This window comes from Streptococcus alactolyticus (assembly GCF_012277075.1).
GTDB classification, from domain to species: domain Bacteria; phylum Bacillota; class Bacilli; order Lactobacillales; family Streptococcaceae; genus Streptococcus; species Streptococcus alactolyticus.
In genome coordinates this window covers 394,977-415,589 of record NZ_JAAXMT010000005.1, presented here as the reverse complement: position 1 = coordinate 415,589, position 20,613 = coordinate 394,977, and the positions used below count along the sequence as shown (strand labels likewise).

Below are 20,613 nucleotides of genomic sequence, written 5' to 3'. Positions count from 1 at the left end.
TTTTTCAAAGGAGGATATTTTGTTAACTAATATTGAATTTTTTGATATATATATATTTCTTGTTACTCTATTTAAAGGATTGGGAGCTGAAGCAGGTAATAAATTATATGTTGTAGCATTTTTTATAGGATCTATTGCGATTTGTTTAAAAATTTCAAAGGAAAAATTTTCATTTAATGAACTTAAAAAAGTTACTTTTATTTTGATAATAGGGCTATTAGATTTTATTGTTGGCAAAAGTACAATGTTTTTGTTTACTGCAATTGCATTAAGTGGACTTAAAAATGTTAATGAAAATCGAGTTATCAAAATTGCTTTTTGGACTAGATTATTCTCTTTTCTATTAATGGTGAGTCTAAGTAAATTGAATATTATTAAAGATAACTTGTTCCTTTTTTATAGGGATGGCCAGTTTGTAGGAAGGCATACATTTGGTTATGGACATCCGAATCAAGCGCAGAGTGCTTTAACAATTTTGATAATACTTGCTATTTATCTTTATAATGAGAAGTTTAATATTTTCCATTATATCATTATGATTATTATGAACTTCTATTTATATAGCTTAACATATTCGCGTACAGGTTTCTTGATCGGAGTATTATGTATTGTTCTGGGAGTGGTTCAAAAAAGTAAAAATGTAGAAAAAATTTTTGCTAGAGTATTTAAAAACTCATATTTTTGGGCTGTTTTAGTGACGCTATTTATAGGGTATTTTTACACTAAGATTCCACAATTAAAAAACTTAGATGAATTATTCACAGGTAGGTTGGCTTATAACAACACTTTATTAAATAATTATATTCCGCCACTTATTGGGAGTTCAAAATACAATGAGTATGTTAATATCGATAACGGTTTTATTTCTTTGATATATCAAGGAGGTATTTTAGCATTTTTGTGGATTTCGGCTTGTATCATAAAATTAATGAATGATTTTTATATCCAAAAAAAATTTAGGGAGTTGTTTTTTATGAGCAGCTTTATAGTTTATGGAATGACAGAAAGTTTTTTTCCAAATATTGCTGTTAATATCTCTCTTATTTTCATTGGTAAACTGATATTTAAAACTCGCGAGGAAGTTATGAATGCATAAAGTTTTTATTTTTACACCGACATACAATAGAGTGGAAAATCTAAAGAAATTGTATGAGTCACTAAGGAAGCAGACTTGTAAAGAGTTTATTTGGCTAATTGTCGATGATGGTTCAAATGATGGTACTGAATTTTATATTAGACAGTTACGATCTGAATATATTTTTGATATTGTATACCTAAAAAAAGAAAATGGAGGTAAACATACTGCGTATAATTTAGCTTTAGATTATATGGGAGGAGAGGGATGGCATATGGTTGTAGATAGCGATGATTGGTTAGCTAGCACAGCTGTTGAATGTATTATTAAAGATATCTCCTCACTTCAAGTTGGTAAGCTTGGAGTTGTATATCCAAGATATAGTTTAACTGAAGAATTACGATGGTTACCTGAGAAAGTAACTGAAGTTAATATTCCAGACATAAAATTGAAATACGGAATTTCCGTTGAGACAGCAATTCTGATACGAAATTCTCTTATCGGAAATATACGTTTCCCATTTTTTGAGGGTGAAAAATTTCTTTCTGAGGAGATTTTTTATATTGAACTTGCTAAGCTTGGAAGTTTTAAGGTTTCAAGTTCCAAAATTTATTATTATGAATATCTTCAATCTGGATTAACTAAAAATTTATTTAGATTATGGTTACAGAATCCAAATGGAGTCTTTTTATTACTAAAAAGTAGAGAAGAATTTGTTATGAATAACTTACATGGGATAGGACGTATTGTAGAATTAATAAAAATTGATTTAAACAGAGGTGGTATGTGTATTGCTTTGCCTCAATTTAAAAATAAATTTAGAAGTTTTAGGTATATTTTTTTAAAACCTTTTTCAATGTTAGTCTATTTAAAAAGATTTAGAAAGCAAGTTTGAGGCTGTAACACAAAGAATAGATTTTTGTTAAGAGTTAAAAGTAGCATGTATACAGAAAAGAGGAGTGTATGAAGGAATTAGTCAGTGTTGTTATTACGACGTTCGGTAGAATTGATAGCCTTAAAAGAGCTATAGAAAGTGTTATTAGACAGAGTTATGAAAATCTTGAAATCATAGTTGTAGATGATAATAATGATTTAAATCTAAAAAGAGAAGTGAGTAGGATCGTTCAAAGTTTTGGTGATTCTAGGCTAAAGTTGGTTGTAAATGATAAAAATGTTGGTGGAGCTGTTTCAAGAAATATTGGGATAAAAAATTCTAGGGGTAACCTTATTTCTTTTTTAGATGATGATGATGAATATTTACCGGAGAGAATTGAAAAACAAGTTATTTGTTTTGATGAATCATCATCTAATGTTGCTTTAGTATATACATATTGTGTAGGTATTAAAGAAAATGGAAAAAAAATTTATTATAAAAATGATTTTACAGGTAGTTGCTTATTCGAGGCTATGAGAGAGTGTATAGCTGCTACTTCACAGTGGTTATGTAGGAAAGATGCTTTACAATCAGTTGGGAATTTTAGTAATGTACCATGTAAACAAGACTCTACGCTAATAGTTAAATTATTAGCAAAGGGGTATGAGATTGATAGAGTTCCTGAAGTGTTATCTATTTATCACGATGATGAAACTGAGCGGATTAGTCGTCAAGGGCACGATAAACGTATTTATGGTGAAGAGACATTACGTAACTTATGCAGAGAAAACTATGATTTACTTTCTGCAGAAGAGGTTAGAAATGTAGAGTATAATTTTTATTGCCGTTTAGCTCCTCACTATTTCGCAACTCATAAATTAAGAGAAGCATTCTTGGCCTTAGTTTATATTTTTAAAATACATCCTTTTAGTAGGAAGACTTTTTCTTGTTATAAACATATATTAAGAAATTTTAGAGGTGAATTCATTAGATAATATAATGTTAGCTTATTAGATTAAAAAATTTAGTCAATTGAAAGTTGAAAGGGATAAAAATGCAACAGAACAAGTCATTAGGTTTAAATGCTGTCTTAAATAGTTTGCAGAGCCTTTTAAATCTGATATTCCCTCTTATAACATTTCCATATATTTCAAGAACATTATCAGTTGATGGAGTAGGTGAGTATAATTTTGCTAACTCAATTGTTAGTTATTTTATTTTACTTGCAGGTCTTGGTATTAGTGTTTATGCAGTTCGAGAAGGAGCTAAATTTAGACACGATCGACAAAAATTTAGTCAATTTGCAAGTAAAATTTTCACAATTAATATTGTTTCAACTGTTATTGCCTATTTAACACTTTTTTTAGCTTTAGCTTTAAGTACAAGTTTACAAAAATATAACGTAGCTATCCTAGTTTTTAGTATTCAAATATTTTTTACGACTTTAGGTGTAGATTGGATTTATACAATTTACGAAGAGTATGGTTATATAACCGTAAGAAATATTGTTTTTAAAGTTATTTCTTTGATACTATTATTTATTTTTGTAAGACATCGCAATGATTGCCTTAATTATATTGTAATTACGGTTATCGCATCTACTGGCTCATATTTACTTAATTTTTTTCACGCTAAAGAATTTTGCGATATTAGGTTGGTATTTCGCTTTAATTGGAGAGAGTACTTAGTCCCCATTTTCACTATTTTTGCTACAACTGTTGCCATTAAGATTTATCTTGCTTCAGATGTAACGATGATTGGCTTAATAAAAGGTGACTATAGTGTAGGTATTTATAGTACTGCGACGAAAATCTATAGTATAGTAGGTGCTATGTTATCTGCTGTGACAGCAGTAGCTATTCCAAGATTAGCTATGTTAATGGGCCAAAAGCGTATGGACAAGTATCAAGGCCTATTGGATCAGCTAATTAACATACTTTTAATGATTATTCTTCCAGGTATCATAGGACTCTTTATGCTTAGCAAAGATGTTATTTTGATTATTGCTGGAGAGAAATATTTACGTGCAACACCAGCATTACAAATAACTTGTTTTGCGATATTAGGAAGTGCAATGAGTACAGTTTTTAATCAGTGTGCTTTAATGCCCGCAAAAAGAGAAAAGAAAACCTTGATATCTTCAACTACAAGCGCGGTGTTGAATATTGGTCTAAATTTTATTTTGATACCTATGTTTGCTGAAGTAGGTGCTGCTTTTACAACCGTTTTGGCAGAATTTATGATGATGACAATGAATTTTTTCTTTAGTAGGGATATTACAGGATTTGTTTTTAAGGATAAACAAACTTGGAAGAATATTTTTTCATCATTAATCGGTTGTTTCGGTATTGCATCTATCTGTCGATTAAGTTCAACAATATTTAATAGTATCTTTATCAGAGTATTAGCCTCAGTCACTGGATCAGTATTTATCTACATAGCTATTTTATTACTATTAAGGAATAAGGTTGCAGTAGGGTTATTGAAACAACTTACCAGTAGATTAGGTAGAAGTTAAGTATTGAAAAGAGGATAATATTCTATTCAAAATGTAATAAATTCAATATTAAAACGATTAAAAAGTATTTTTACAAGTTATTCATATTAATAACTCAAAGATTATTAGTGTAAAAATATAAGTTAGTAGGTGATACATTGAAAAGAGAAAAATATATTGACGTTTTAAAAGTAATAGGTCTATTAGGTATTATTTTGGCACATGTCTAGCCACCAGAAGTTCTTTTTCAATTGAGAAATTTTGATGTGGTTTTGATGATTTTGGTATCTGCTTATTTAGGATTGCAATCTAAAAAATCGGAAAAGTTGATATCTTATTTGATAAAAAGGTTTAAGAGATTAGTCATTCCAGCTTGGATATTTATATCTTTTTTCTGTTGTTGAAATTATTAGTAGGTAATTTTGATATTAGTTTAAAAGATGTATTTGGAACATATGCATTATCAGATTTTGGCATAGGTTATGTCTGGATTATTAGAATTTACTTCATTGTTGCTATTTTAGTTCCACTATATAAATCGTTAGATACTAAGTTAAATGAGCTTCAAATATTGGTAATGTCTTTACCTGTGTTTATTTGTTATGAATATTTGTGTAGAATTGGGCTATTTAATAATAAAATACTTGACTATTTATTAGCATATTTTATTCCATGCTTTTTATTACTAGCATTAGCTAAGCTACTTTTTGAAAATAGTAGGTGGAATATTACCATAACTTTTATTAGTTTTATCATTTTTGTTGTATATGCAGCTTATTTATATAGAATTAATGGGCATTTTGTTCCAACTCAGGATTATAAGTATCCATTTCAGCTTTATTATCTGAGTTTTGGTGTTTTTATATCAGGATTATTAATTAGATTAACCAAAAAATTGACTATGAGTGATTATTTTTACAATAAGATTATTTTATTTATGTCAAGTCACTCTCTTTGGATTTATCTTTGGCATATCTTAGTTTTAACTATGGTAAATCATTTTAGTTTTCCTTGGTATTTTAAATTTGTAATTGTTGTAGTTGTAGCATCAGTTATTACGGTAATTCAAGATAGACTTGTAAAAAGATTGCAAGATAGTGGTCAAGTGAATACAGAAATTTTAAATGTTTTTAAGGGATAATTAAAAAGGTCACTCCATATAGAGTGACCTTTTTTAGGCTTTATAAATATTTTAATCTCTTCTAAAAATATCGCGAGTATAAACTTTTTCTTTGACGTCATCCAATTCAGTATTATAGCGGTTAGCAATGATGCTTTGACTTAATTTTTTAAATTGGTTGAGGTTATTAACGACTTTTGACCCAAAGAAAGTTGTTCCGTTTTCAAGAGTTGGTTCATAGATAATAACGGTCGCTCCTTTGGCTTTGATACGTTTCATAACACCTTGAATAGAGCTTTGACGGAAGTTGTCGGAATGGCTTTTCATGGTAAGGCGATAAACACCGATAACAGTTTCTTTTTCATTTTGTGGTGAATAGTTGTCGTTATCTGAATAAGCATAATAACCAGCTAGTTTAAGCACTTGGTCTGCAATGAAATCTTTGCGGGTACGATTTGACTCAACAATCGCACTCATCATATTTTGTGGCACATCATTGTAGTTGGCTAGAAGTTGTTTGGTATCTTTTGGTAAGCAATAGCCACCGTAACCAAATGAAGGATTATTATAGTGTGTACCGATACGTGGGTCTAAACCAACACCATTGATGATTGCTTGGGTGTCTAATCCTTTTAGTTCGGCATAAGTATCCAACTCGTTGAAATAAGACACACGAAGTGCAAGATAAGTATTGGCAAATAGTTTAACCGCTTCAGCTTCTGTGAAGCCCATGAAGAGAACGTCAATGTCCTCTTTTTCAGCACCGTCTTGAAGCAATTGCGCAAAAGTATGTGCAGCAGCTGTCAACTCTTTGTTGTCCTTATCAGTAGAAACGATGATACGGCTTGGATAAAGGTTGTCATACAAGGCTTTTGATTCACGTAAAAATTCAGGGCTAAAAATAATTTTATCTGTATTGAATTTTTGACGAACGGCATCTGTAAAGCCGACAGGAATTGTTGATTTGATAACCATAATGGCATCTTTATTGACTGAAAGCACTTGCTCAATAACAGATTCTACGGCGCTAGTATCAAAATAATTTTTTTCGCTATCGTAGTTAGTTGGAGCGGCTATAACAACAAAATCAGCCTTTTTGTAAGCTGCATCTCCATCAGTTGTTGCAACTAAGTCAAGTTTTTTTTCTGCTAGGTATTTTTCAATATAATCATCTTGAATGGGTGATTTTTTATTGTTGATTAGTTCAACTTTTTCTGGAACAATGTCAACAGCAGTTACAGAGTTATGTTGTGCAAGAAGAGTGGCGATAGATAATCCCACGTATCCAGTTCCCGCTACAGCAATATTATAGGAACGGTCCAATTTTTGCTTCTTTTCTTTTGTTTCTGTAAATAAATCAGCAATATCAAAAGAGATAATCTTGGCCAATGATTCTATCTGAGTGATAGAAGGGATATGCTCTTCTTGCTCAATTTTGCTTAGAATAGAACGGTTGATCCCACTTTCAGTGGCCAGGTTTTCCTGAGACATTTTATTTTCTTTACGATAATCTAAAATAAGCTTCGCTAAAGTAGCTGACGAAAAATTTTTCATTGAATTCCTCCTAACAAGATTATACACCGTTTTGTTTTTTAAAACAACCATTTTTCAATAAATCATTAATAATATGCAGTTATTGTTGTTATAAGTATCAATTGTATGTTAATTTCTTTCCCATTTTATTTTGCGATTTTAGGGCTTGTGTGATATATTAGTAGGTAGTTAGTGTAACGAAAATGTAATATAAAAGGTACGTGTGCGTGGTGGAAAATACGAGTTTAAATAATCACCAATTATTGATTCACAAGTTATTGGTGAGCATTCATTATTTGACATTGTTTCGAGATGAAATCGTTTTGGTTGAAAAGACTCCCTCTTTGTTGGGGGGTTCTTTTTCCCCTTCGGTGATTCATGAGGAGTTGGGAGAGATTTTGGCAGCGGTTGATGCCTTGTCCCAACAAGAAAAACTGATTCGCTCAACGTTTTGGTATGAGGAAGATTCCTTTCGATTGATGAATCAATCCCTAAATATCGTTGGTAATTGGGTGCAAGGGATTGATTATGTGTTAGACAATTGTGAGTCAAAATCCGTTTTTCAAGCAATTATTGGGGATAATCGTCCTCGTGTTTTTGGTGTTTTGATTGATGTTTTTACGTCGCTTAGGGTGACTAATCTAGCCATTAAAGAGGAGTCAGATTATCCTGTTCTTCTTGATCCTGTACATTTGTTTAAGGAACGTGTGAAGGAAACGAAAAAGGCAGAGCTTTTGGCTAAGATTGATGCTATGGTTCCCAAGGAAGAACGTCTTACCGAAGAAATTCCAGTTATTCGACCAACAGAGCTTTTAGAAGCTAATTCAGATGATGTCATTAAGAAAATCAGGCATTACCTCTTTGACAATAAAGGTTTGGTTTATGTGGTGGATGCTCAAGAAGACCTCAAGGACGAAATTGCTTCTTACAATGTTTTTGATCGCTTTCAAGGAGCTTATGACAGTATTTCCGATGCTCTCGTTATTGTAGAAAACGTTTTAGAACAGCTGGAAGTCCGTGGTGAAGAGAAAGTAGATGAAGCTGGTCATGTTGTAAGTCAAACAACAGTGCCTTTATACCTCTTGATTTATGGGCAAAATAAACTCGTCAAAGACAGCCGTTTTGAAAGTTTGTTGGAAGAATTGAGTTCTTATGCGGGCCGTTCAGATTTGCATTTATTGTACTATCGTGCTTACTGAGATTTGACAAGTTAAGCGATTTACGTTATAATGAGCAAAATTTAAAAACCTTTAATTGAGTCCAGAGAGACTTGCAAGGTGACTGCAAAAATGGATAATGATAAGTGGAGAAGTGCGTTGGAATTTTCTGCTTATTTGCTGTAACCTTGCCTGTTTTGGGCAAGGTTTTTTTGTCAGGAAAGGAAGAGTTATGGCTCCAAGTTGTAAAGAAAAAACAGCTGTTTTGAAAGAAGATTTACGGATTACCCATCAGGAAGAGATTGCCCCACGTATTTTTAAGATGACCTTGTCAGGAGAGATGGTTTTGGACATGGCTCCGGGACAATTTCTCCATCTGCGTGTGCCAGACCCAAGTAAATTATTGCGTCGTCCTATTTCTATTTGTCAGATTGATAAGGCCAAAAAAGAAGTGACGATTGTTTATCGTGTAGAACGTGCGGGGACGGCTATTTTATCTCAGTTAAAAGCTGGTGATGTGGTGGATACCATGGGACCTCAAGGTAATGGCTTTGATCTTTCTGTGGTATCTGCTGGTCAAAAAGCCTTATTGATTGGTGGTGGAATTGGTGTGCCACCTTTGGTAGAAACGGCAAAACAACTGGCTGCTAAAGGGGTTGAGGTGATTTCTGTTATTGGATTTGCCAATAAAGACGCAGTGATTTTGGAAGAAGAACTGGCAGCCTATGGCAAGGTTTATGTGACAACTGATGATGGTTCATACGGTACAAAGGGTTATGTGTCAACAATTGTGGATGAGTTGCTCCAAACGCAAAACTTTGATGCTATCTACTCTTGTGGGGCTCCAGGTATGTTGAAATATGTCGATAAAACCTTTGAAAATCATCCCCACGCCTACTTGTCAATGGAAGCTCGGATGGCTTGTGGCATGGGAGCTTGCTATGCTTGTGTAGTTCATCTAAAAAATGCACAAGATACTGCTAATAAGCGTGTGTGTGAAGATGGTCCTGTCTTTGAGACGGGAAATATTATCTTGTAAGGAGGATGCTAATGTTAGAAAATCGTTTAGCTGTAAGTCTTCCAGGGCTTGATTTGAAAAATCCTATTATTCCAGCTTCGGGTTGTTTTGGCTTTGGTCAAGAATACGCCAAATATTACGACTTAGATAAGCTTGGTTCAATTATGATTAAGGCAACCACAAAAGAAGCACGTTTTGGTAATCCCACCCCACGTGTGGCAGAAACCCCATCTGGAATGCTCAATGCAATTGGTTTACAAAATCCAGGTGTGGACGTTGTGTTAGCAGAAAAATTACCTTGGTTGGCAGAGAATTTCCCAACCTTGCCGATTATTGCCAATGTGGCAGGCTTTTCAAATGATGAATACGCCTATGTGTCTGAAAAGATCTCAAAAGCACCAAATGTCAAAGCAATTGAGTTGAATATTTCTTGCCCTAATGTTGACCACGGCAATCATGGTTTGTTGATTGGTCAGGTGCCAGAATTGGCTTATGCTGCGGTTAAGGCAAGTGTTGAGCATTCAGAAGTGCCTGTCTATGTCAAATTGACCCCAAGTGTGGCGGATATTACCACTGTGGCTAAGGCGGTCGAAGAAGCAGGTGCCACAGGCTTTACCATGATTAATACCTTGGTTGGTATGCGTTTTGATTTGCAAAGCCGTCAGCCTATCATTGCCAATGGCACAGGTGGGATGAGTGGTCCAGCTGTTTTCCCAGTTGCTTTAAAACTCATTCGCCAAGTAGCTCAAAGCACTGATTTGCCAATTATTGGTATGGGTGGTGTGGATTCTGCCGAAGCAGCGATTGAGATGATGATTGCAGGCGCATCAGCTATTGGCGTTGGTACGGCTAATTTTACTGACCCCTATGCGTGTCTAAATATCATTGAGCGTTTGCCAGAGGTCATGGACCAGTATGGCATTACGGATTTGGAAACCTTACGCCGTGAAGTTAAAGCTAGTCTGCGTTCCCACTAAGATTTTGACTTTATTAGCAAAAAAAGCTATAATAATAACAACTGAATAACCTTTAATTGAGTCCAGAGAGGCGAGAAAGGTTGCTAACAAAAGAAGATAGATGGGTGTACGCTACCCTACTTTTTGTGTGACCTCGCCCTGGCGAGGTTTTCTTTGTAGAAAAGGAGAAAGTATGCACGAAAGTCGTCCCGTTATTGCCCTTGATTTTCCATCATTTGAGGAAGTCAAAGCCTTTTTAGCCTTGTTTCCTGAGGATGAAACATTATATGTCAAGATTGGTATGGAATTATACTATGCCGTTGGGCCTGAGATTGTCCGCTATGTCAAATCACTTGGGCACTCTGTTTTTCTAGATTTGAAATTGCATGACATTCCGAATACTGTCAAATCAGCCATGCGTGTGCTGGCAGAATTGGGTGTTGACATGACCAATGTTCACGCTGCTGGTGGTGTTGAAATGATGAAAGCTGCTCGCGAAGGACTGGGAGACGGTCCAAAACTCATTGCAGTTACCCAATTAACGTCAACATCTGATGAGCAAATGAAAGCTGACCAAAATATCCAAACCAGCTTGGTAGAGTCTGTTGTGCATTATGCCAAGAAAACAGCTGAAGCTGGGCTTGATGGTGTGGTTTGTTCGGCTCGTGAAGTGGCGGTCATTAAAGAAGCAACGTCTGATGATTTTGTTTGTTTGACGCCAGGTATTCGCCCAGCAGGTGCTGCGGTTGGTGACCAAAAACGTGTCATGACACCAAGCCAAGCAAACGCGATTGGATCAAGCTATATCGTGGTGGGACGCCCTATTACGCAAGCGCCAGACCCAGTTGCGGCCTACAAGGCTATTTACGATGAATGGAACGCTTAGTATTAGAATACTATATTGAAATACCAAGATAGAAAAGAGGAATATTATGACTTTAGCATCACAAATTGCATCAGATTTACTGGATATTCAAGCTGTTTACTTGAAACCAAATGATCCATTTACTTGGGCATCTGGGATTAAATCACCGATTTACACGGATAACCGTGTGACTTTGGCTTATCCTGAAACACGTACGTTGATTGAAAATGGATTTGTAGAAAAAATCAAAGAAGCATTTCCAGAAGTGGAAGTCATCGCGGGAACAGCGACAGCAGGTATTCCACACGGAGCTATCATCGCTGATAAAATGGATCTTCCTTTTGCTTATATCCGTAGCAAACCAAAAGATCATGGAGCTGGTAATCAAATTGAAGGTCGCGTGACAAAAGGTCAAAAAATGGTTGTCGTTGAAGACCTTATCTCAACAGGTGGTTCTGTTTTAGACGCTGTGGCTGCGGCTGAACGCGAAGGGGCAGATGTCATTGGTGTTGTGGCTATTTTCACTTATGAATTGCCAAAAGCTGCTGAAAACTTTGCCAAAGCTGGTGTGAAATTGGTAACCTTGTCAAACTACACCGAATTGATCAAGGTGGCAAAAGTACAAGGCTATATCTCTGAAGAAGACCTTGACTTATTGCACAAATTTAAAGAAAATCAAGAAACTTGGCGTGACTAAGTTGGTATTTAGCCACTAAGACTGGTCTTGGTGGCTAGCTTTGTTGATTGGAAGAATGAGAGGAGTAGCAGATGAAAATTTCATGTCCGTTTGATGATCAGATTTTGCCAGACTTTTATACGAAGGCTTCTGACGTTAAGGTGGCTGAAAAGCCCGTTGTGTCTTTTCCTTTTATCATTGAAGAGGCACCTGAAAACACCAAAACCTTTGCTTGGACTTTTGTGGATTATGATTCAATCCCTGTTTGCGGGTTTACCTTTATCCATTGGGTAGTGGCTAATGTGCCTGCAAGTAATGCCCTTATTTTAGAAGATTTTGCTCGCGTGGATGAAAACCACGTGCATGGCAAAAATAGTTTGGCAAGTCCTTTCTTTAGGGGAGCTTATACTAGCATTGATGAAGGGTACACAGGACCTTGTCCGCCAGATGAAGACCATCTCTATACCTTGACGGTTTATGCCTTGGATTGTGAATTGCCTGTGAAAGACGGCTTTTACTTAAATGACCTCCGTCGTGAAATGGCGGGTCATGTCTTGGCAAAAGCTGATATTGAACTTGTGGGAAGATGTTAAGGGAGTCACTATGCAGCATTCAAAATGGCATGACTTAATCAAAAAGGAATTGCCAGAGCATTATTTTGCTAGAATCAATCATTTTATGGATGAGGTCTATCAAGCTGGAGTGGTTTATCCACCGCGCGAGAAAGTGTTCAATGCCATTCAGACCACGCCTTTGGAGGCGGTGAAGGTGGTCATTATTGGGCAAGACCCTTATCATGGTCCCAATCAAGCTCAGGGCTTATCTTTTTCCGTTCCTGAGGACATTCCAGCTCCTCCGTCATTGCAAAATATTCTCAAAGAATTAGCTGATGATGTGGGACAGCGGGACCACCATGATTTGACTTCTTGGGCTGAGCGAGGTGTTCTTCTTTTAAATGCTTGTTTGACCGTGCCAGCAGGGCGTGCCAATGGACACGCTGGACAAATTTGGGAGCCTTTTACAGACGCCATTATCAAGGTGGTAAATGAAAAAGAAACCCCAGTTGTCTTTATCTTGTGGGGTGGTTATGCTCGCAAGAAAAAAGCTTTGGTGACCAATCCCATTCATCATGTCATTGAAAGTGCGCATCCAAGTCCCTTGTCGGCTTATCGAGGTTTCTTTGGTAGCCATCCCTTTTCACGAACAAATGCTTACTTAACTCAAGACGGTCTTGAACCTATTGACTGGTTAGAATGATAGGAGTTTACTATGTTATTGATTAAAAATGGTCGTGTTGTTGACCCTCAATCTGGATTTGATCAGGTTGCAGATGTCCTTGTTGATGGCAAAAAAGTGGTGAAAATCGCTGAATTTATTGAGGAAAATGGTGCCGAGGTGATTGATGCAACTGGGCTCGTTGTAGCGCCTGGTTTGGTGGATATTCACGTGCATTTCCGTGAACCTGGTCAAACACACAAGGAAGACATTCACACAGGTGCTCTTGCGGCTGCTGCGGGTGGCTTTACCTCAGTTGTCATGATGGCAAATACCAATCCCACTATTTCAGATGTGGCAACCTTGAAAGAGGTTTTGGCCAGCGCGGCAAAAGAGGACATTCACGTCTATACCAATGCCACAATTACCAAAAATTTTGATGGTCAACATTTGACGGACTTCAAGGCTTTGCTTGAAAATGGGGCCCTCAGTTTTTCTGATGACGGTATTCCCCTTCAAAGCAGCAAGGTCTTGAAAGAGGCTCTTGACTTGGCTAAGGCTAATAATACTTTCCTTGCCGTGCATGAAGAGGACCCTGAATTGAATGGCATTCTTGGTTTTAACGAACACATTGCCCAAGACAAATTCCATTTTTGTGGGGCAACAGGTGTGGCAGAATACAGCATGATTGCGCGTGATGTTATGATTGCTTATGACCGCGGCGTTCACTTGCACATCCAACATTTATCAAAAGCGGAATCAGTGAAAGTGGTTGAGTTTGCCCAACAATTAGGGGCTCATATCACAGCAGAAGCAGCACCGCAACATTTCTCAAAAACAGAAGATTTGCTATTGATTAAAGGGGCAGCTGCTAAGATGAATCCTCCTCTTCGTACGGAAAAAGACCGTTTAGGCGTGATTGAAGGCTTGAAATCTGGCGTGATTTCTGTGATTGCGACAGACCATGCCCCTCACCACGCAGATGAAAAGAACGTGGATGATATCACAAAAGCCCCATCAGGAATGACAGGGCTAGAAACGTCATTGTCACTGGGCTTGACCAACTTGGTGGAAACAGGTGATTTGACCTTGTCAGAATTGTTGGCTAAAATGACCATCAATCCATCATCGCTTTATGACTTTGATGCGGGTTATTTGGCAGAAAATGGGCCAGCGGACATTGTGATTTTCGCGGATAAGGAAGACCGCGTGGTGTCTGACCAATTTGCTTCAAAAGCATCTAATTCGCCATTTATCGGTGAAACCTTAAAAGGTGTGGTCAAATACACGATTTGTGATGGTAAAGTTGTTTATCAAGCCTAACAGGCTTTTAGCATATTAAAACCGTGCTCATGATGAGTGCGGTTGTTTTAGTCGAGGTTATTTTCCTTGGCGTATTGCGTTAGCTTAATAGCGTTGTCGTAAGACATGCGTCCGATATCAGTAATGCCGTTTACATAATTTGCGAGAGTTCGCTCTGAAATGCCAGTCGCTTTAGCAATTTGATAACGTGAGTTGTTGGTTAGTAAGTGTAGCAATTCCTGTTTTGATAAAACGTCAATCATTTGCATTCTCCTTTTAATCGGTTTCTGAAATCCAAAGATAGATTGAAAAAACAAAGATAAAAATAATAAACTACCCGTGGTGCTAGTTAAATTTAAGATACGAAAAAGCCCAAATGGACTATACTGTAAGTGACAACTAAACAGAAGGTAGTCTAAATGAGCCATTTACAGTATACCGCTAAATCTCATCTTAGAAATTTTAAAACTAGGATTTTTCGGGACGAACAGGCTGATATTTCCTTTAATTCAACTAAACAAATGTGGTTTTATGGTTTCAAGGTGCGTATGTTGGTAACCTTATCAGGTTACGTTGTGAACGACCTCGTGACACCTGCATCACCCCATGATAGTAAAGCCTGTGAGGAATTACTAGAAGATACCAATTTTCCTATTATTTTAGCGGATTTAGGCTATATTAGCCAATCATTGAAGCAACGATTAGCACAAAAATGATACCAGCTTTGGACACCGTTACGTCAAAACATGAGCGAAGCTAAACATCATGATAATTGGAAATTAATGGCTAAACGACGAACTATTGAAACGAGATTTTCGGTACTCTGTACAGAATTTGATATTCAAAGACCCCTTGTTCGTAGCTTATGCGGACTGGAACTGTGGTTAGAAAGTATTATTTGGGTTTATAATTTGAGATTTTTCAACTAGCACCACGGGTAATAAAATATTTCATGATAATACCTTATAAAATAATTTGTCAGAAAAGCGAACTAGAGTGTTCTAGTCCACTTTTTGTTTGCTTAAATTTAGCCCCCAAGAAATAAGGTTTTCTTGGTGATTTCGGATACGAGTGATATTGTCACGATGTCGCACAATGATGATGGTTGCCATTACGATGATGATACTTGTAAATAGCCAGTCATAATGTGGTAGGATAATGTGAAAGGCGGGAAAAACCAAAACACTAACCATAGCCACAACTGCTGACACCACACTTGATAATGAAATCATGCTGAAAAGGTAAAGCGTGATGACAAAGACGACAAACAAGTAAAGGAGAAAGAGTGGTGCAAATCCTAAAAGCACACCTGCGCTGGTTGCCACGGCTTTTCCACCCTTAAACCCAGCAAAAATAGGAAAGGTATGTCCGATAATGGCAAATAGCCCGATAACTAGAGGCGATACGCTAGTTACACCCAATAGATGAGGCAATAGCGTTGCAAGGGTTCCTTTTAACATATCAATCAAAAAGGTGATGACACCTGCTCTAGCTCCCAAAACACGAAAGGTATTGGTTGTTCCTGTGTTGCCACTGCCGTGTTCTCTGAGGTTGATATGGTAAAACCACTGCCCAATCCATAAACCTGTCGGAATAGACCCCAATAAATAAGCGATGATAATCAAAACTAAAATGTTCATAGGCCTATTATAACACAGTCGAGGAACAATAGGGCAAAGAGATCTTAAAAAGTCATGCGATTTTAAGAAAAGATAGAGGGGTTAAAGCTTAAAAAGATAGCGTTATACTGGGGATTTTCAATTTTTTTTGCAAAAATGTCAAAAAACTTGTAAGATAAGAAAGATGAACAATTTGGAGGTCACTTTTGGCTAAAAAAGAAATTAACGTAAATAATTATAATGATGATGCGATTCAAGTGTTAGAAGGGTTGGATGCTGTCCGTAAACGTCCAGGGATGTACATCGGCTCAACAGATGCAACAGGTTTGCACCACTTGGTTTGGGAAATTGTCGATAATGCTGTCGATGAGGCCTTATCTGGTTTTGGTAATCAGATTGATGTGATTATCAACGCCGACGGTAGTGTGACGGTTAAGGACCAGGGGCGCGGGATGCCGACAGGTCAGCACGCTATGGGTATTCCGACTGTTGAGGTTATTTTCACTGTTCTCCACGCAGGTGGGAAATTTGGTCAAGGCGGTTACAAAACGTCTGGTGGCTTGCACGGTGTGGGGTCTTCAGTGGTTAATGCCCTTTCTAGCTGGCTTGAGGTTGAGATTACGCGTGACGGTGTGGTTTACAAGCAGCGTTTTGAAAATGGCGGAAAACCTGTGACCACACTTCAAAAGGTCGGAACAGCTCCCAAGTCACAATCAGGGACAACCGTAACTTTCATGCCTGATGCGACGATTTTTTCAACTATTGATTTTAAATTCAATACCATTGCGGAACGCTTGAAAGAATCGGCCTTCTTACTAAAAAATGTCACCTTGACTTTGACCGACAATCGTTTGGAAGAACCAGAACACCTCGCTTTCCATTACGAAAATGGGGTGCAGGACTTTGTTGAGTACCTCAATGAAGACAAGGAAACCTTGACGCCTGTTATTTTTGTGCAGGGAGCTGACCAAGATTTTCAAGTGGAAGTGGCTCTTCAGTACAACGATGGCTTTTCAGACAACATTTTGTCATTTGTGAATAATGTTCGCACCAAAGATGGTGGAACGCATGAAACAGGGCTAAAATCAGCTATTACTAAGGCTATGAATGACTATGCTCGTAAGTCTGGTTTGCTCAAGGAAAAAGACAAGAACTTGGAAGGCTCAGATTACCGTGAAGGCTTGTCTGCGGTCTTATCTATTCTCGTCCCTGAAGAATATTTGCAGTTTGAAGGGCAAACCAAGGATAAGCTGGGAAGCCCTCTTGCACGTCCGATTGTGGATAGCATTGTTTCTGAGAAATTGACCTACTTCCTGTTGGAAAATGGCGAAATCGCAGCCAACTTGGTTCGAAAAGCTATCAAGGCGCGTGATGCTAGAGAGGCAGCTCGTAAGGCGCGTGACGAATCGCGAAATGGCAAGAAGAGCAAGAAAGACAAGGGCTTGCTTTCAGGGAAATTAACCCCAGCCCAGTCTAAAAATCCTAAGAAAAACGAACTTTACTTGGTCGAAGGAGATTCTGCTGGCGGTTCTGCCAAACAAGGGCGTGACCGCAAGTTCCAAGCCATTTTGCCTTTACGTGGTAAGGTGCTTAATACAGCAAAAGCCAAGATGTCAGATATCGTCAAAAATGAAGAAATCAATACCATGATTTACACGATTGGTGCAGGCGTTGGCGCAGAATTTAACGTTGATAATTCTAATTATGACAAGATTATCATCATGACCGATGCGGATACAGACGGTGCTCACATTCAGACGCTCTTGTTGACCTTCTTTTACCGTTATATGCGCCCTTTGGTCGAGGCAGGCCACGTTTATATCGCTCTGCCACCGCTTTACAAAATGTCAAAAGGCAAGGGCAAAAAAGAGGAAGTGGCTTATGCTTGGACCGATGGTGAATTAGAAGAATTGCGTCAGCGTTTTGGAAAGGGTGCCCAACTCCAACGTTACAAAGGTTTGGGTGAAATGAATGCTGATCAGCTTTGGGAAACCACTATGAACCCTGAAACACGGACCTTGATTCGTGTGACCATTGATGATTTGGCGCGTGCCGAACGCCGTGTGAATGTGTTGATGGGGGATAAGGTAGAACCACGTCGTAAATGGATTGAGGACAATGTCACCTTCACCTTGGAAGAAAACACCGCTTTTAGCAAGTAATGCTAAAAACTAAATTAGCAAAAATTAAGGACAAAGGATTATGTCAAATGTTCAAAATATGTCTTTAGAAGACATTATGGGAGATCGTTTTGGACGATACTCCAAATATATTATTCAAGAGCGGGCCTTGCCAGACATTCGTGATGGTTTGAAACCCGTTCAGCGCCGTATTTTGTATTCTATGAATAAGGACGGCAATACTTTTGATAAAGGATTTCGTAAATCAGCCAAGTCAGTTGGTAACGTCATGGGGAATTTCCATCCGCACGGGGATAGTTCCATTTATGACGCTATGGTGCGGATGAGCCAAGATTGGAAAAACCGTGCTACATTGATTGAAATGCACGGAAATAACGGGTCAATGGATGGTGATCCACCTGCTGCCATGCGTTATACCGAGGCACGTTTGTCAGAAATTGCTGGCTATCTTTTGAATGATATCGAGAAAAAGACGGTTCCATTTGCTTGGAATTTTGACGATACCGAAAAAGAACCAACGGTTTTACCTGCAGCCTTTCCAAATTTATTGGTCAATGGTGCCACAGGGATTTCTGCGGGTTATGCAACGGATATTCCGCCGCATAATCTGGCTGAAGTCATTGATGCTGTGGTTTATCTCATTGATCATCCAAATGCCAACTTGGATAAGTTGATGACCTTCTTGCCAGGACCTGATTTTCCGACAGGTGCGATTATTCAAGGCGAAGATGGTATCCGAAAAGCTTATGAAACCGGTAAAGGGCGCGTGGTTGTTCGATCACGTACAGCAGTCGAAGACCTCAAGGGTGGCAAGAAACAAATTGTTGTGACGGAAATTCCTTACGAAGTCAATAAGGCTGTTCTTGTCAAAAAAATCGACGATGTTCGTGTCAACAATAAAGTGCCAGGCATCGCTGAAGTCCGTGACGAATCAGACCGTGACGGTTTGCGTATTGCTATCGAATTGAAAAAAGATGCAGACAAGCAAACCATTCTCAATTACTTGTTGAAATACACGGATTTGCAGGTCAATTATAACTTCAACATGGTGGCTATTGATCACTACACCCCTCGTCAGGTTGGGCTTATTCAGATGTTAACCAGCTACATTGCCCATCGTAAGGATATTATCGTAGCGCGTTCAAAGTTTGATAAGGCCAAAGCAGAAAAACGCCTCCACATCGTGGAAGGTTTGATTCGCGTTATTTCCATTCTGGATGAGGTGATTGCTCTTATTCGTGCGTCTGAAAATAAAGCAGATGCCAAAGAAAATCTAAAAGTCAGCTACGATTTCTCAGAAGAACAGGCAGAAGCCATTGTTACCTTGCAATTGTACCGTTTGACCAATACGGACATTGTTACCTTGCAGGAAGAAGAAGCTGACCTACGTCAACAAATCACTGTTTTAGAGGCTATTATTGCAGATGAACGTACCATGTACAATGTCATGAAACGCGAATTGCGCGAAGTCAAGAAAAAATTTGCCACACCACGCTTGACGGAATTACAAGCACAAGCAGAAACGATTGAAATCGATGTGACCAGCTTGATTGTGGAAGAAGATACTTATGTCAGCGTGACAAAAGGTGGCTACATCAAGCGTACCAGCCCGCGTTCTTATAATGCCTCAACGGTTGAGGAAGTCGGCAAACGTGACGATGATGAATTGATTTTTGTGGCACCTGCCAAAACCACGCAGCAGCTCCTTATCTTCACCAATTTAGGTAATGTGATTTACCGCCCTGTTCACGAATTAACCGATATTCGTTGGAAAGACATCGGTGAACATGTGTCACAAACCATTACTAATTTTGCAGCCAATGAAGTGGTGCTTCATGCAGAAATTGTCGATGATTTTGGCACACAAACGTATTTTGCAGCGACTAAAATGGGGCAAATCAAACGCTTTGAACGTAAGGAATTGACGCCATGGCGTACCTACAAATCAAAAGCCATCAAATTCGCCAAATTGAAGAGCGAAGAGGACCAAGTGATTGCCATTTCACCGATAGCCCTTGATAATGTGATGCTTCTAACGCAAAATGGCTACGCTCTGCGATTTAACATCGAAGAAGTGCCAGTTGTTGGCCCGAAAGCAGCAGGTGTCAAGGCCATCAACCTCAAAGATGATGACGTCGTTGTTTCGGTTTTTATCGCAAATACTGACAGTGTGTTCATTTTGACCCAACGTGGTAGTGTGAAACGCATGGAAACCGACGTGATTCCATTGACCAATCGTGCCAACCGTGGTTTGCTCGTCTTACGCGAATTAAAAACCAAGCCACATCGCATCTTGCTTGCTGGTCCTGTTTACGATGAGCAACAAGACGAGTCGCTTGATTTGTTCACGACAGCACCAGAGGAAAATCTCGACCATGCTAGTCAAACCTTAGAAGTGCATTCAAACAACGGAACGGTTTATCAAGTGATTTTGGCAGATTTGAGTCTGTCTGAACGCACAAGTAACGGCGCTTTCATTTCAGACACCATCTCGGACGAAGGCATTTTCAGTGCCACGGTCAAATAGATGTAAAAATCAGGAGTTTTCCTGATTTTTTTAGTTAG

At 38.1% G+C, this 20,613-nt stretch carries 18 protein-coding genes and 1 pseudogene; 16 read left to right on the top strand and 3 right to left on the bottom strand.

The genetic code is table 11. The features are described from left to right. Window positions 1–19 precede the first annotated feature (19 nt). The 5 genes from HFK82_RS03945 to HFK82_RS03925 all read left to right on the top strand — a co-directional run bounded on the left by HFK82_RS03945 (window position 20) and on the right by HFK82_RS03925 (window position 5,587). A complete protein-coding gene (locus tag HFK82_RS03945) occupies window positions 20–1,096 on the top strand; it encodes a hypothetical protein (protein WP_168260878.1) in 1,077 nt (358 codons plus the stop codon). Further along, a complete protein-coding gene (locus tag HFK82_RS03940; protein ID WP_168260877.1) occupies window positions 1,089–1,970 on the top strand; it encodes a glycosyltransferase family 2 protein in 882 nt (293 codons plus the stop codon). Before HFK82_RS03945 ends, HFK82_RS03940 begins: the two co-directional genes overlap by 8 nt. A gap of 68 nt (window positions 1,971–2,038) precedes the next feature. After that, window positions 2,039–2,944: a glycosyltransferase family 2 protein gene (locus HFK82_RS03935; protein ID WP_168260876.1), complete on the top strand. Its 906-nt coding sequence runs from the start codon at window positions 2,039–2,041 to the stop codon at window positions 2,942–2,944. Between the two features lie 59 nt (window positions 2,945–3,003). After that, the gene (locus tag HFK82_RS03930; RefSeq protein WP_168260875.1) at window positions 3,004–4,467 is read left to right on the top strand and encodes an oligosaccharide flippase family protein; all 1,464 of its coding nucleotides are present in this window, start codon (window positions 3,004–3,006) and stop codon (window positions 4,465–4,467) included. A gap of 352 nt (window positions 4,468–4,819) precedes the next feature. Then, the gene (locus HFK82_RS03925; RefSeq protein ID WP_168260874.1) at window positions 4,820–5,587 is read left to right on the top strand and encodes an acyltransferase family protein; all 768 of its coding nucleotides are present in this window, start codon (window positions 4,820–4,822) and stop codon (window positions 5,585–5,587) included. Between the two features lie 51 nt (window positions 5,588–5,638). Here HFK82_RS03925 and HFK82_RS03920 read toward each other — a convergent pair whose 3' ends face one another. After that, window positions 5,639–7,120 (bottom strand): nucleotide sugar dehydrogenase, encoded by a 1,482-nt coding sequence (locus HFK82_RS03920; RefSeq protein ID WP_168260873.1) that lies wholly within the window; start codon window positions 7,118–7,120, stop codon window positions 5,639–5,641. A gap of 209 nt (window positions 7,121–7,329) precedes the next feature. Here HFK82_RS03920 and HFK82_RS03915 point away from each other — a divergent pair, with 209 nt between their 5' ends. From HFK82_RS03915 to HFK82_RS03880, 8 genes are all read left to right on the top strand, one after another. Continuing rightward, on the top strand, window positions 7,330–8,298 hold the full coding sequence (locus HFK82_RS03915; RefSeq protein ID WP_168260872.1) for a hypothetical protein: 969 nt from the start codon (window positions 7,330–7,332) through the stop codon (window positions 8,296–8,298). Between the two features lie 190 nt (window positions 8,299–8,488). Then, on the top strand, window positions 8,489–9,295 hold the full coding sequence (locus tag HFK82_RS03910; RefSeq protein ID WP_168260871.1) for a dihydroorotate dehydrogenase electron transfer subunit: 807 nt from the start codon (window positions 8,489–8,491) through the stop codon (window positions 9,293–9,295). Between the two features lie 11 nt (window positions 9,296–9,306). Then, window positions 9,307–10,251 (top strand): dihydroorotate dehydrogenase, encoded by a 945-nt coding sequence (locus HFK82_RS03905; protein WP_168260870.1) that lies wholly within the window; start codon window positions 9,307–9,309, stop codon window positions 10,249–10,251. A 172-nt stretch (window positions 10,252–10,423) separates the two neighbouring features. Further along, window positions 10,424–11,116, top strand: a complete 693-nt coding sequence (gene pyrF, locus HFK82_RS03900) for an orotidine-5'-phosphate decarboxylase (protein WP_168260869.1) — start codon at window positions 10,424–10,426, stop codon at window positions 11,114–11,116. A 46-nt stretch (window positions 11,117–11,162) separates the two neighbouring features. After that, on the top strand, window positions 11,163–11,792 hold the full coding sequence (gene pyrE, locus HFK82_RS03895) for an orotate phosphoribosyltransferase (protein ID WP_154455152.1): 630 nt from the start codon (window positions 11,163–11,165) through the stop codon (window positions 11,790–11,792). A 71-nt stretch (window positions 11,793–11,863) separates the two neighbouring features. Then, entirely contained in the window at window positions 11,864–12,364 is a 501-nt protein-coding gene (locus HFK82_RS03890) for a YbhB/YbcL family Raf kinase inhibitor-like protein (protein WP_168260868.1), read from the top strand. Window positions 12,365–12,374: 10 nt separating this feature from the next. Then, complete coding sequence (locus tag HFK82_RS03885; RefSeq protein ID WP_168260867.1) at window positions 12,375–13,028, top strand: uracil-DNA glycosylase; 654 nt, start codon at window positions 12,375–12,377, stop codon at window positions 13,026–13,028. A 12-nt stretch (window positions 13,029–13,040) separates the two neighbouring features. Next, the gene (locus tag HFK82_RS03880; RefSeq protein ID WP_154455155.1) at window positions 13,041–14,309 is read left to right on the top strand and encodes a dihydroorotase; all 1,269 of its coding nucleotides are present in this window, start codon (window positions 13,041–13,043) and stop codon (window positions 14,307–14,309) included. Between the two features lie 47 nt (window positions 14,310–14,356). Here the strand turns inward: HFK82_RS03880 and HFK82_RS03875 are convergent, their stop codons facing one another. After that, window positions 14,357–14,551, bottom strand: a complete 195-nt coding sequence (locus HFK82_RS03875; protein WP_168260866.1) for a helix-turn-helix transcriptional regulator — start codon at window positions 14,549–14,551, stop codon at window positions 14,357–14,359. Window positions 14,552–14,740: 189 nt separating this feature from the next. On the opposite strand from HFK82_RS03875, the pseudogene HFK82_RS08960 reads away from it, so the two are divergent. Next, window positions 14,741–15,217 (top strand): annotated as a pseudogene (locus tag HFK82_RS08960) (IS982 family transposase); the annotation flags it as partial. A gap of 72 nt (window positions 15,218–15,289) precedes the next feature. On the opposite strand, the gene plsY reads toward HFK82_RS08960, so the two are convergent. After that, on the bottom strand, window positions 15,290–15,928 hold the full coding sequence (gene plsY / locus HFK82_RS03865) for a glycerol-3-phosphate 1-O-acyltransferase PlsY (protein ID WP_168260864.1): 639 nt from the start codon (window positions 15,926–15,928) through the stop codon (window positions 15,290–15,292). Between the two features lie 185 nt (window positions 15,929–16,113). On the opposite strand from plsY, the gene parE reads away from it, so the two are divergent. Both parE and parC read left to right on the top strand, forming a co-directional pair. Next, window positions 16,114–18,069 (top strand): DNA topoisomerase IV subunit B, encoded by a 1,956-nt coding sequence (parE, locus tag HFK82_RS03860; protein WP_154455159.1) that lies wholly within the window; start codon window positions 16,114–16,116, stop codon window positions 18,067–18,069. A gap of 40 nt (window positions 18,070–18,109) precedes the next feature. Beyond that, window positions 18,110–20,575: a DNA topoisomerase IV subunit A gene (gene parC / locus HFK82_RS03855; protein ID WP_168260863.1), complete on the top strand. Its 2,466-nt coding sequence runs from the start codon at window positions 18,110–18,112 to the stop codon at window positions 20,573–20,575. The last annotated feature ends 38 nt before the right edge of the window (window positions 20,576–20,613 follow it).